The sequence below is a fragment of the Micromonospora sp. NBC_01392 genome, assembly GCF_045040125.1.
Taxonomy (GTDB): domain Bacteria; phylum Actinomycetota; class Actinomycetes; order Mycobacteriales; family Micromonosporaceae; genus Micromonospora.
Window position 1 is genome coordinate 3,370,500 of sequence record NZ_CP109549.1, and the last position, 12,604, is coordinate 3,383,103.

General features: G+C 73.1%; 9 protein-coding genes. 8 read left to right on the forward strand and 1 reads right to left on the reverse strand.

Annotated features, from left to right (window positions below):
* The first annotated feature begins 72 nt into the window (after nt 1-72).
* The 8 genes from glgX (at nt 73) to OG767_RS15105 (ending at nt 11,029) form a co-directional block, all read left to right on the forward strand.
* Nucleotides 73-2,193: a glycogen debranching protein GlgX gene (gene glgX / locus OG767_RS15070; protein WP_405094222.1), complete on the forward strand. Its 2,121-nt coding sequence runs from the start codon at nt 73-75 to the stop codon at nt 2,191-2,193.
* A gap of 2 nt (nt 2,194-2,195) precedes the next feature.
* Nucleotides 2,196-4,496: a malto-oligosyltrehalose synthase gene (gene treY / locus OG767_RS15075; RefSeq protein WP_405093977.1), complete on the forward strand. Its 2,301-nt coding sequence runs from the start codon at nt 2,196-2,198 to the stop codon at nt 4,494-4,496.
* Nucleotides 4,493-6,226: a malto-oligosyltrehalose trehalohydrolase gene (gene treZ / locus OG767_RS15080; protein ID WP_405093978.1), complete on the forward strand. Its 1,734-nt coding sequence runs from the start codon at nt 4,493-4,495 to the stop codon at nt 6,224-6,226. The genes treY and treZ overlap by 4 nt, the downstream gene beginning before the upstream one ends.
* Before the next feature lie 535 nt (nt 6,227-6,761).
* Nucleotides 6,762-7,409: a maleylpyruvate isomerase family mycothiol-dependent enzyme gene (locus OG767_RS15085; RefSeq protein ID WP_405093979.1), complete on the forward strand. Its 648-nt coding sequence runs from the start codon at nt 6,762-6,764 to the stop codon at nt 7,407-7,409.
* A 62-nt stretch (nt 7,410-7,471) separates the two neighbouring features.
* On the forward strand, nt 7,472-8,143 hold the full coding sequence (gene bla, locus OG767_RS15090) for a class A beta-lactamase (RefSeq protein ID WP_405093980.1): 672 nt from the start codon (nt 7,472-7,474) through the stop codon (nt 8,141-8,143).
* 25 nt (nt 8,144-8,168) lie between these two features.
* The gene (locus tag OG767_RS15095; RefSeq protein ID WP_405093981.1) at nt 8,169-8,780 is read left to right on the forward strand and encodes a DUF6518 family protein; all 612 of its coding nucleotides are present in this window, start codon (nt 8,169-8,171) and stop codon (nt 8,778-8,780) included.
* Between the two features lie 77 nt (nt 8,781-8,857).
* Complete coding sequence (locus OG767_RS15100) at nt 8,858-9,967, forward strand: FAD-dependent oxidoreductase (protein ID WP_405093982.1); 1,110 nt, start codon at nt 8,858-8,860, stop codon at nt 9,965-9,967.
* A gap of 162 nt (nt 9,968-10,129) precedes the next feature.
* On the forward strand, nt 10,130-11,029 hold the full coding sequence (locus tag OG767_RS15105; RefSeq protein ID WP_405093983.1) for a hypothetical protein: 900 nt from the start codon (nt 10,130-10,132) through the stop codon (nt 11,027-11,029).
* Between the two features lie 47 nt (nt 11,030-11,076).
* On the opposite strand, the gene OG767_RS15110 is transcribed toward OG767_RS15105, so the two are convergent.
* On the reverse strand, nt 11,077-12,555 hold the full coding sequence (locus OG767_RS15110) for a glutamate--cysteine ligase (protein ID WP_405093984.1): 1,479 nt from the start codon (nt 12,553-12,555) through the stop codon (nt 11,077-11,079).
* Between the last annotated feature and the right edge of the window lie 49 nt (nt 12,556-12,604).

Here is a 12,604-nt window from a genome sequence, read left to right on the forward strand (position 1 = left end):
CGGCGGGGCATCAACGGCGTGCGCGCCGGCCGCCCGTCCGGCGCGCTGACGATCATGGGCCGAAGGAGCGACATGCAGGTCTGGCCGGGCGAGAGCTACCCCCTCGGCGCCACCTATGACGGGATGGGCACCAACTTCGCGATCTTCTCCGAGGTGGCGGAGCGGGTCGAGCTCTGTCTGTTCGACGAGTGGGACATCGGCACCGAGCGCCGGGTCGAGCTGCGCGAGGTCGACGCGTACGTCTGGCACGCCTACATTCCCGGCGTCGAGCCCGGCCAGCGGTACGGCTTCCGGGTGCACGGCCGGTGGGACCCGGCCAACGGGGTGCGGTGCAACCCGCACAAGCTGCTGCTCGACCCGTACGCGAAGGCGGTCGACGGCGAGGTCTCCTGGGACCCGGCGGTCTACGACTACGAGGTGGGCGGCGACCCGGACCGGATGAACACCACCGACTCGGCGCCGTTCATGCCGAAGTCGGTGGTGGTGAACCCGTACTTCGACTGGGGCAACGACAAGCCGCCGCGCACCCCGTACCACCACTCGGTCATCTACGAGGCGCACGTGCGCGGGCTGACCATGCGCCACCCGGACATCCCGGAGGAGCTGCGCGGCACGTACGCGGCGATCGCCTCACCGGTGATGATCGAGCACTTCCAGCGGCTCGGGGTGACCGCGGTCGAGCTGATGCCGGTGCACGAGTTCGTGCACGACCACCGCCTGTCCGACCTGGGGCTGCGCAACTACTGGGGTTACAACACCATCGGCTTCTTCGCCCCGCACCACGGCTACTCCGCGCTGGGCCGGCTCGGCCAGCAGGTGCAGGAGTTCCGCGGCATGGTCAAGGCGCTGCACGCCGCCGGCATCGAGGTCATCCTCGACGTGGTCTACAACCACACCGCCGAGGGCAACCATCTCGGGCCGTCGCTGAGCTTCAAGGGCATCGACACGCCGAGCTACTACCGGCTGTCCGAGGAGGACCGGCGTTACTTCGTCGACTACACCGGCACCGGCAACAGCCTGAACGTGCGCAGCCCGCACTCGCTGCAACTGATCATGGATTCGCTGCGCTACTGGGTCACCGAGATGCACGTCGACGGCTTCCGGTTCGACCTGGCCGCCACGCTGGCCCGCGAGTTCTACGAGGTGGACCGCCTCTCCACGTTCTTCGAGGTGGTGCAGCAGGACCCGGTGGTCGGCCGGGTCAAGCTGATCGCCGAGCCGTGGGACATCGGCCCGGGCGGCTACCAGGTGGGCAACTTCCCGCCGCAGTGGACCGAGTGGAACGGAAAGTACCGCGACACGGTCCGCGACTTCTGGCGCGGCGAGCCGGCCACGCTCGCCGAGTTCGCGTCCCGTATCTCCGGCTCCGCCGACCTCTACCAGGACGACGGCCGCCGCCCGTTCCACAGCATCAACTTCGTCACCTGCCACGACGGGTTCACGCTCACCGACCTGGTGTCGTACAACGACAAGCACAACGAGGCCAACGGCGAGGAGAACCGGGACGGGGAGAGCCACAACCGCTCCTGGAACTGCGGCGTCGAGGGCGACACCGACGACCCGGGCGTACGCGCGCTGCGGGAGCGGCAGCGGCGCAACTTCCTGGCCACGCTGATCCTGTCCCAGGGCGTGCCGATGCTCGGCCACGGCGACGAGCTGGGCCGCACCCAGCACGGCAACAACAACGCCTACTGCCAGGACAGCGAGCTGGCCTGGGTGGACTGGGAGCGGGCCGACGACGAGCTGCTCACGTTCGTGCGGCGGCTCACCGACTTCCGCAACCGCCACCAGGTGTTCCGCCGTCGGCGGTTCTTCACCGGGCTGCCGGTCGGCGGTCGGGCCGCCGGCTCCGGCCTGCCCGACCTGGCCTGGTACACCCCGGACGGCCGGGAGATGACCGGCGAGGACTGGGGCAACGACTTCGGCCGCTCGGTGGCCCTGTTCGTCAACGGCGACGGCATCCCGGAGCGCGGCCAGTACGGCCAGCGCCACCGGGACAGCTCCTTCCTGCTGCTGTTCAACGCGCACGACGCGGCGTTGGACTTCACGCTGCCCGGGGAGGAGTTCGGGCCCCGGTGGGAGCTGGTGATCAGCACCGCGGAACCGGATCCGGAGAAGACGACAGTGGTCGAGGCGGGTGGCACGGTGTGCGTGCCGGACCGCTCGCTGCTGGTCCTGGAGAGGACGCCCTGACCATGCCCGACACCCCCCGTTCGACCTACCGCGTCCAGGTGCGGCCCGGCTTCGACCTGGACGCCACCGCCGAGCTGGTCGACTATCTGGCCGCGCTCGGCGTCACCCACCTCTACACCGCGCCGCTGCTCACCGCCACCCCCGGCTCGCAGCACGGCTACGACGTGGTCGACCACCGGTCGGTCAACCCGGAGCTGGGCGGCGAGGCCGGTCGGCAACGCCTGGTCCGGGCGCTGCGCGCGGCCGGGCTGGGCCTGGTCGTGGACATCGTGCCGAACCACGCCGGGGTGGCCCGGCCGGCGGCCAACCCGGCCTGGTGGGACGTGCTGCGGGCCGGGCGGGACTCGGCGTACGCGGACTGGTTCGACATCGACTGGGACCGCGGCCGGCTGCTGCTGCCGGTGCTCGCCGACGCCCCCGACGCGCTGGACGACCTGAAGCTGGTCGACGGGGAGCTGCGCTACCACGAGCACCGCTTCCCGCTCGCGGACGGCACCGGCGACGGCACGCCCCGCGAGGTGCACGACCGGCAGCACTACGAGCTGGTGGACTGGCGGCGCGGCGACACCGAGCTGACGTACCGCCGGTTCTTCGCCGTCTCCGACCTGGCCGGCCTGCGGGTGGAGGACCCGGCGGTCTTCGACGCCACCCACGCGGAGATCCTGCGCTGGTCCGACGCCGGGGACGTCGACGGCATCCGGGTGGACCACCCGGACGGGCTGCGCGACCCGGCCGGCTACCTGGCCCGGTTGCGCGCCGCCGCGCCGGACCGCTGGCTGGTGGTGGAGAAGATCCTGGAGTACGGCGAGGACCTGCCGGACTGGCCGGTCGACGGCACCACCGGCTACGACGCGCTGGCCGCCGTGTCCGGCCTCTTCGTCGACCCGGCCGCCGAGCCGGACTTCACCGCGCTCGACGGGCGGCTCACCGGCCGGCACACCTCCTGGGAGGACCTGACCCACGGCACCAAGCTGGAGGCCGCCACCCGGCTGCTCGCCGCCGAGCTGACCCGCCTCGCCGCACTCGTGCCCGAGCTGCCCCGCGAGCAGGTCCGGGACGCGCTGGCCGAGCTGGCCGCCTGCTTCCCGGTCTACCGCGGCTATCCGCCGGAGGGGGCCCGGCACCTGGCCGCCGCCCGCAGCGAGGCCGGCCGCCGCCGGCCCGACCTGACCGCCGTGCTGGACCAGGTCACTGCCCGGCTCCGGGACCCCGGTCACGAGCTGGCCGCCCGGTTCCCGCAGTTGACCGGCGCGGTGATGGCCAAGGGCGTGGAGGACACCGCCTACTACCGGTGGAGCCGGTTCGTCGCGCTCAACGAGGTGGGCGGCAGCCCGGCCCACTTCGGCGTGCCGCCGGCCGAGCTGCACCGGTTCGCCGCCGCCCGCCAGGTGCGCTGGCCGGCGAGCATGACCGGGCTCTCCACCCACGACACCAAGCGCGGCGAGGACGTCCGCGCCCGGCTCGCGGTGCTGAGCGAGCTGCCCGGCCGGTGGGCCGACCGGGTCACCGACTGGATGTCCCGGGCGCCGCTGGCCGACCCGGCGCTGGCCCACCTGCTCTGGCAGACCGCCGTCGGGGCCTGGCCGCTCGACCGGGACCGGCTGCACGGGTACGCCGAGAAGGCCGCCCGGGAGGCGTCGGTCAGCACGAGCTGGGCCGACCCCGACCCGGCCTTCGAGCACGAGATGCACGCCCTGGTCGACCGGATGTACGACGACCCGGAGCTGCACGCCCAGATCACCGCGTTCGTCGACGAGATCACGCCGGCCGGCTGGTCCAACGCGCTCGGGCAGAAGCTGGTGCAGCTCGCCATGCCCGGCGTGCCGGACACCTACCAGGGCACCGAGCTGTGGGAGAACTCCCTGGTCGACCCGGACAACCGCCGCCCGGTCGACTTCGCCGTACGCCGGGAGCTGCTGGCCCGGCTCGACGCCGGCTGGCAGCCGACGGTGGCCGCGGACGGCGCGGCCAAGCTGCTCGTGGTCTCCCGCACGCTGCGGCTGCGCCGCGACCGGCCGGAGCTGTTCACCGGCTACCGGCCGGTGCCGGCGCGCGGCCCGGCCGCCGCGCACGCGGTGGCGTTCGACCGGGGCGGCGCGATCGCGGTGGCCACCCGGCTGCCGGTGCGGCTGGTCCGCGACGGCGGTTGGCGGGGCACGACGTTGTCACTTCCCGTTCATCAGGTGACCGACGTGTTCACCGGCCGGGTCTACAGTGGTGAGGAGGTGCTCCTGGAAGATCTGTTGAGCACCTGTCCCGTCGCCCTCCTCGCACCCACCGACCCAGCGGAGGCCGCCGCATGACCGAGTTCACGGTGTGGGCGCCCGAGGCCGCCCGGGTGCGGTTGCGTCTGCCCGGCGTGGCCGACCACGACATGCGTCCCGGGCCGGACGGCTGGTGGCGGGTCGAGGCGCCCGACGCCGGGCCGGGCGCCGACTACGCGTTCCTGCTCGACGACGACGAGCAGGCGCTGCCGGACCCGAGGTCGGCCTGGCAGCCGGCCGGCGTGCACGGCCCCAGCCGGGTGTACGACCACACGGCGTTCCCCTGGACCGACACCGCGTGGACCGGCCGGCAGTTGCCCGGCAGCGTGCTGTACGAGCTGCACATCGGCACGTTCACCCCGGAGGGCACGTTCGACGGCGCCATCGCCCGGCTCGACCACCTGGTGGAGCTCGGCGTCGACCTGGTCGAGCTGCTGCCGGTGAACGCGTTCAACGGCGAGCACAACTGGGGTTACGACGGCGTCTGCTGGTATGCCCCGCACGAGCGCTACGGCGGGCCGGACGGCCTGAAGCGGTTCGTGGACGCCGCCCACGCCCGAGGGCTGGGGGTGATCCTCGACGTCGTCTACAACCATTTCGGGCCCTCCGGGGCCTACGCGCCGCGCTTCGCGCCGTACCTCACCGAGCAGAGCAACACCTGGGGCCGCACGGTCAACCTGGACGGCCCGCACTCCGACGGCGTGCGCCGCTACATCGTCGACAGCGTGCTGATGTGGCTGCGCGACTACCACGTCGACGGGCTGCGACTGGACGCCGTGCACGCGATGCCGGACGGCCGGGCCACCCACTGGCTGGAGGAGGTGGCGGTCGAGGTCGAGTCGCTGTCGACCGCGCTGGGCCGGCCGCTGTCGCTGATCGCCGAGTCCGACCTGAACGACCCGACGCTGATCACGCCGCGCGAGTCCGGCGGCTACGGCCTGCACGCTCAGTGGAACGACGACGCCCACCACGCGCTGCACACGCTGCTCACCGGCGAGCGGCAGGGCTACTACGGCGACTTCGGCTCGCTGGAGTGCCTTACCGACGTGCTGACCGGCGCGTTCTTCCACGCCGGCACCTGGTCCAGCTTCCGCAACCGCAGCCACGGCCGCCCGGTCGACCGGCAGCGCACGCCCGGCCACCGGTTCGTCGCCTACCTGCAGAACCACGACCAGATCGGCAACCGGGCCACCGGCGACCGGATCTCCGCCACGCTCTCGACCGGGATGCTGCGGGTCGGCGCCACGCTGCTGATGACCGCGCCGTTCACCCCGATGCTCTTCATGGGGGAGGAGTGGGCCGCGACCACGCCGTGGCAGTTCTTCACCAGCCACCCCGAGCCGGAGCTGGCGGTCGCGGTCGCCGCCGGCCGCCGACGCGAGTTCGCCGACCACGGATGGGCCACCGACGACGTGCCCGACCCGCAGGATCCGCAGACGTTCCTGCGGTCCCGGCTGGACTGGGCCGAGCTGGACAAGCCCGACCACCGCGAGATGTACGAGTTCCACCGGCGGCTGATCGCGCTGCGCAAGTCCTGCCCGGACCTGTCCGACCCACGGCTGCACCGGGTCGAGGTGCGCCACGGCGACCAGTTCCTGGTGGTGCGACGCGGCGACACGCTGGTGGTGGCAAACCTGGCGGAGCGACCGCAGCGGGTGAACCTGCCCGGGGCGGTACGCCGGGTGCTGCTCGCCTCCTCCGAGGGCGCCACGGTGATGCGCGGCGGCATCGAGCTGCCGGCGGAGAGCGCGGCGATCGTCGCGCTCTGACGTCTCGCCCCGGTCCTCGCGGCGGCGAGGCATGCCGTTTGCCGGTCTAGCTGCGCCGGCCGCCCGCTGAGGTCCGGCAGCACGTCAACGCACTGCCCGACCGGGAGTCGGGCGGGCAGGGGAGTCGACATCCTGCCTACGAACCTGATGGCCCGAACGGTGGCACCTAGCAGCCGGTCATCGGTGACCTTGGCCAACCGGAGAGCGATGGTCAGGTGGGTGACGCTGGGGAAGCGGTGTGCCGGCACGAGCGGGTGCACCGGCGGGAGGCGTGGCGACGTCTGCCGACCGAGTTCCGGGCCGCCTACCTGGTGGACGCCGCGCGGGCGTATGTCCGGATGGGTGATCCTCGCGGAGCCGGTCGCGCCGATCTTGGAGTTGTGGTGGTTCGCAAAGCCGACATGCGACGCTTTTCCTGGCACCACAACTCCAAGATCGACGAGAGGGGCGAGGCGGCGGCGAGGCGGCGGAGCGATGAGTTCGCCGGACGGGGGCGGTCTGAGTGGGGGGACGGGGCCGACAACTGGGGGTTTTCATGTCCGACACGCTGAGCCGGGACGAGTTGTGGGCGCTCGCGCACGCCGAGCGGGCCGCCCTCGCCGACGACCTGGCCGGGCTCGACGCGGCGCGGTGGGCGCACCGTTCGCTGTGCGGCCGGTGGACGGTGGAGCAGGTGGTCGCGCACCTGACCGCGGCGGCGAGCGTCGGCCGGGCCCGCTGGGTGGCCAGCGTGCTGGGCGCGCGCTTCGACTTCGACAAGCACAACGACCGTCGCCTGGCCGAGCACCGGGGCGCTGACCCGGCGGAGACGCTCGACCGGTTCCGTCGGATCATCCGCAGCACCACGTCCACGTTCGGCCCGACCGAGGCGTGGCTCGGTGAGGTGGTCGTGCACGCCCAGGACATCCGGCGACCGCTCGGGCTCGGCCGTACGCCGCCGGTCGAGGCCGTGACGCCGGTCGCCCGTTTCTTCGCCGGCCGGGACTTCACCGTGAGCGGACGCAGCGCCATCCGAGGGCTGCGGGTGGCGGCCACCGACGGACCGTTCGCCGCCGGCGCCGGCCCACTGGTCAGCGGCACCACGCTGGCACTGACCATGGCGATGGCCGGCCGGGCGGCATACTGCGATGACCTGACCGGGCCCGGCGTGCCCACGCTGCGTCAGCGGTGCGCCCCCGCCTGAGGACGGTCGCCCCCGCCTGAGGACGTCCACGCCGCCGGTGTGCCGGCGTGGAGAGGAGCACCATGAAGCACGTTCGGCGGGCAGCGGCGGCGCTCGCGGCCGGCGCGTTGCTGGCCGCCACGTCCGACGCCGACCTGGACCGGGTGGTGCGTTACCGGCGGGCGGACCTGGTGTCGTACTCGCCGGTCACCGAGCGGCACGTCGGGTCCGGGATGACGCTGCGGGCGGTCGCCGAGGCGGCGGTGCGGCAGAGCGACAACACCGCCGGCAACCTGATGTTCGCCGAACTCGGCGGCCCGGCCGGGTTCGAGCGCGCGTTGCGGGGCGTCGGCGATCGGGTCACCGACCCCGCCCGCACGGAGCCGGACCTCAACGAGACCGCGCCGGGCGACGTCCGCGACACCAGCACCCCCCGCGCGTGGGCCGGTTCCCTGCGGGCGTACGCGCTGGGCGACGTGCTGCCGCCGCCGGACCGGGCGGTGCTGCTCGACTGGATGGGGAGCAGCACCACCGGCGCGGGCCTGGTCCGGGCCGGTGCGCCGGCCGGCTGGCGGGTCGCGGTCAAGAGCGGCACCGGCGGGTACGGCACCCGAAACGACATCGCCGTGGTGTGGTCGCCGGACGCCGCGCCGATCGTGCTGGCGGTGCTCACCACCCGGGCCGACCGGAACGCGTCGCCGGACGACGCGCTGGTGGCCGGTGCCGCTGCGGCGGCCCTGGCCGCGATACGCTGACTGCATACCGAGTATGCTCGCCGGCATGCCGCCCACCCGTCGCATCCTGGCGCTCGTCGCCCCCCTCGCCGGTTTCCTGCTCGGCTTCCTCGACTTCGTCTGGATCACGAGGGTGCCGTACCCGTTCGCCGAACTCGGCAACTCCACCGCCACCTGGGCGGTCGCCGCGTTCGCGCTCGGCTGGTGGGTCCGGGTGGGCGAGCTGCGGGCGGCCGTGGCGGGCGTGGTCCTGCTGGTCGTCGCCGTGCCCAGCTACTACCTGGCGGCGGCGCTGCTCCAGGGTGACGACCTGGCCGTGATCACCGCGCCCACCTCGTTGCTCTGGATGGCGTCCGGGGTGCTCGCGGGCGTGGTGTTCGGCGTCGCCGGTGTCTGGGCCCGGTCGTCCGGGTGGCGGCGGGTGGTGGCGACCGCGCTGCCGGCGGCCGTGTTCGTCGAGGAGGCGCTGCGCTTCGCCGACCGGGCCCGCACCGGCTACTACCCCGGCGCCTGGTGGAACGTGGCCATCGACCTCGTGCTCGCCGCGCTCGTGGTCCTGCTCGTCGCCCGCGCCGCCCGGACCCGGTTGCTCGCCGCGACGGTGGCGTTGCCGCTGGCCGTGCTCGGCGCGCTGGTCTTCGCCGCCGTCTCCGGCTGAGGCCGACCTCGACGTCGACCACGCCATCGATTGACATTCGATAGCTAGCTAGCGAAACTCGATCCATGGATGATCGAGTGAGCGCGGACGTCCTTGTCGTCGGCGCCGGGTTGGCCGGGCTGCACGCCGCCACGTTGCTCGCCGCGCGCGGGCACGACGTGCTGCTGGTCGACCGTCGGCCCGCCCTGAGCCGCGCGATCCGGACGACCGGGATCTTCGTCCGGCGCACGCTCGACGACTTTCCGCTGCCCGCCGGGCGCCTGGGGCCGCCCATCCGGCGGGTGGTGCTCTACCCGCCCGGCCTGCGTCGTCCGGTGACCCTGGTCAGCGCGCGCGACGAATACCGGGTGGGCGACATGGCGGGCCTCTACACGGACGCCGCTCGCGCCGCCGGCGACGCCGGGGTGCGGATCGCGCTCGGCACCCGTTACGCCGGTCGCCGGGGGGACGCCTACGTGCTGACCGCTCCGGGTGGCCCGGTCGAGGTCCGGGCCCGATTCGTCGTCGGCGCCGACGGCGCCCGTTCCCGAGTGGCCCGGGATCTGCGCCTGGACCGCAACCGGCACCTTCTGGTCGGCGCCGAGGAGGTCTTCTCCGTCGCCCCGGGCGACGGGCCGCCCACGTTCCACTGCGTGCTCGACCCGACGCTCGCGCCCGGCTACCTGGCCTGGGTGGTCAACGACGGCCGGCACGCCCACGTCGGCGTCGCCGGCTACGCCGACCGCTTCCCCGGTGGCCTGCGGCACGCGCTGCGGCGGTTCGCCGCCTCGGCTCCCGGGTTGCCCGCCGGTGGCCGGCCCGACGAGGTGGAACGGCGGGGCGGGCCGATCCCGGTCGGTGGGGTGCTGCGCCGCATCGGCTGTCCGGACGGACTGCTGGTGGGTGACGCGGCGGGCGCGGTCAGCCCGCTCACCGCCGGCGGCCTCGATCCGTGCCTGCGGTTGTCGGCGTACGCGGCGGTCGTGCTCGACGAGGCGCTGCGCACGGGCCGCCGCGACGTCGTGAGCCGCTACGACGGCGCGAGCCTGCGGAGCCGGTTCCGGGGCAGGTTGACGCTGCGGCACGGGCTGGCCCAGGTGCGTACCCCGGCCGTCGCGTCGGCGGCGTTCACGCTCCTGCGTACGCCGCTCGGACGAGCGGCGGCCCGAGGTGTCCTCTTCGGCGACCGGTCGTTCCCCGCGCCGTGACCGGTGCCCGAGCCCCGGTACCTGCGGCGAGTGTCGACTACCCAACGTAGTCAGATCTTGGATATGCCCTGTTCGCCTTGTTACCTAACGTGATGGCGTCATTCCGGTACACCCGGCCCGTCGCCCACCATGCGCCTGGCCGGTAGGGAACAGGAGCAGCCCATGTCAGAGCACGTCAGACGCTGGCGCCACGCCACGGTCGTCCTCGCCCTCAGTGGCGCCGCCGCGGTCGTGGTGGTCGCCCCCGCCACCCCGGCCTCCGCCGCCGTCCCCGGCCTGGTGCGGATCTCCGCGGTCAGCGCCACCAACTCGACCGACTTCAAGACGGTCACCGCGACCTGCCCGGCCGGCAAGGTGCTCACCGGCACCGGCTACGAGGTCAACGGCGCCGCCGGTGAGGTGATCGTGGACGACCTGCGACCCAACGGTGGACCGGCCACCGCACCCACCTCGGTCACGGTCGGGGCGTACGAGGCCGACGCGTTCGCCGGCAACTGGAGCCTCACCGGGTACGCGATCTGCGCCAACCCGGTGCCCGGTCTGGTCCGGGCCACGGTGACCAGCGCGAGCAACTCCAACGACTTCCGCAGCGCCATCGTGTCCTGCCCGCTGGGCAAGGTGCTCACCGGCACCGGCTACGAACTCAACGGCGCGACAGGCGAGGCGGTGGTGGACGACTTCCGGCCCAACGGTGGCGTCGCCGCCGCGCCCACCGCGCTCACCGTGGAGGCGTACGAGGCCGACGCGTTCGCCGGCAACTGGAGCCTCACCGGGTACGCGATCTGCGCCAACCCGGTGCCCGGCCTGGTCCGGGCCGCGGTCACCACCGCGACCAACTCCAACGACTTCCGCAGCGCCGTCGCGGTCTGCCCGGCGGGCAAGGTGCTCACCGGCGCCGGCTACGAACTCAACGGCGTCACCGGGGAGGGCGTGGTCGACGACTTCCGCCCCAACGGCAGCAGCATCGCCCCACCCACCGCGGTCACGTCCGGCGCCTACGAGGAGGACGCGTTCGCCGGCAACTGGAACCTGACGTCGTACGCGATCTGCGCGACCGCGTAGGCCGCCCGCGGGCCGTCCCCGGTCACCGAGGGACGGCCCCGGACCGGTCAGGGGATCGGCCACTCGTGCACCGGGCGGTTGCTGTGCATCAGGTCGACGTAGTGGCGGACCACCTCGCGCAGCGCGGCCGGCCGGTCCAGGTGGTCGGCGGACTCCAGCCGGTGCAGCGTCTCCACCTGCCAGGTCGCGCCGTTGCGGCCGGTCAGGCAGCGCTGCTCGACGATGCCGAGCAGCCGGTCCCGCTCGGCCGGGTCGAGGCCCCACCGGTCCAGGCCGTGATGGGCGATCGGCAGCAGCCTGCGCAGCACCAGCTCGGTCACCGGCAGGTAGCCCAGGCCCGGCCAGAACACCTGGGCGTCGATGCCGTGCCGGGCGCAGGCGTTGAAGTTCTCCTCGGCGGCGCTGAACGACATCTGCGACCAGAGCGGACGGTCCGACTCGGCCAGCGCCCGGACCAGTCCGAAGTAGAAGGCGCCGTTGGCCACCGTGTCCAGCACGGTCGGGCCGGCCGGCAGCACCCGGTTCTCCACCCGCAGGTGCGGACGCCCGCGCGACACGTCGTAGACCGGCCGGTTCCAGCGGTAGATGGTGCCGTTGTGCAGGCGCAACTCGGCGAGTTTCGGCACGCCGCCGCTGGCCAGCGTCGCCGCCGGGTCCTCCGGGTCGCACACCGGCAGCAGCGCCGGGAAGTAGCGCACGTTCTCCTCGAACAGGTCGAACACCGAGGTGATCCAGCGTTCCCCGAACCACACCCGCGGGCGTACCCCCTGGGCTTTTATCTCTTCCGCCCGGGTGTCGGTGGCCTGCTGGAACAGCGGGATGCGGGTCTCCCGCCACAGCTCCCGGCCGAAGAACAGCGGGGAGTTCGCGCCGAGCGCCACCTGGATGCCGGCGATCGCCTGGGCGGCGTTCCAGTAGTCGGCGAACTGCGCCGGGCTGACCTGGAGGTGGAACTGGGTGCTGGTGCAGGCCGCCTCCGGCGTGATGGTGTCGGCGGTGGTGGCCAGCCGCTCCACCCCGCTGATCGCGATCGGCAGGTCCTCACCGCGGGCGGCGAAGATCTGCTCGTTGAGCAACGCGTACCGGGGATTGGCGGAGAGCGAGTCGGCGGTCAGGTGCTCCGGGCGCAGCGTCGGCAGGACACCGATCATCACCATGTGCGCGCCGACCGTCCGGGCCTTCTCCTCGGCGGCGTTGAGGCTGGCCCGCACGTGCTCCTCGAACTGGGCGGTGCCGGTGCCGGTGAGCCGGCGCGGCGCCACGTTGATCTCCACGTTGAACTGGCCCAGCTCGGTCTGGAACGCCTCGTCGGCGATCGCCGCCAGCACGTCGGCGTTGCGCATCGCCGGGTCGAAGCGCTCGTCGACCAGGTTCAGCTCGATCTCCAGGCCGGTCATCGGCCGCTCCACGTCGAACCGGGACTCGCGCAGCATCTCGGCGAAGACGTCCAGACAGCGCCGGACCTTCTCCCGGTAGCGGGCCCGATCCTCCCGGCTGAAGGTGCGTGCGCCGACGTCTTCGCCCATGGTCACCACCTTGTCACCGTTGGTCTTCCCAACCTCGCACGGAGCCACG

What these genes read in the sequence shown, in the direction of transcription:
- treY (WP_405093977.1), top strand. Translation starts at nt 2,196, where the DNA reads ATGCCCGACACCCCCCGTTCGACCTACCGCGTCCAGGTGCGGCCCGGC.
- OG767_RS15085 (WP_405093979.1), top strand. Translation starts at nt 6,762, where the DNA reads ATGTCCGACACGCTGAGCCGGGACGAGTTGTGGGCGCTCGCGCACGCC.
- OG767_RS15110 (WP_405093984.1), bottom strand. Translation starts at nt 12,555, where the DNA reads ATGGGCGAAGACGTCGGCGCACGCACCTTCAGCCGGGAGGATCGGGCC.
- treZ (WP_405093978.1), top strand. Translation starts at nt 4,493, where the DNA reads ATGACCGAGTTCACGGTGTGGGCGCCCGAGGCCGCCCGGGTGCGGTTG.
- bla (WP_405093980.1), top strand. Translation starts at nt 7,472, where the DNA reads ATGAAGCACGTTCGGCGGGCAGCGGCGGCGCTCGCGGCCGGCGCGTTG.
- OG767_RS15095 (WP_405093981.1), top strand. Translation starts at nt 8,169, where the DNA reads ATGCCGCCCACCCGTCGCATCCTGGCGCTCGTCGCCCCCCTCGCCGGT.
- OG767_RS15105 (WP_405093983.1), top strand. Translation starts at nt 10,130, where the DNA reads ATGTCAGAGCACGTCAGACGCTGGCGCCACGCCACGGTCGTCCTCGCC.
- glgX (WP_405094222.1), top strand. Translation starts at nt 73, where the DNA reads ATGCAGGTCTGGCCGGGCGAGAGCTACCCCCTCGGCGCCACCTATGAC.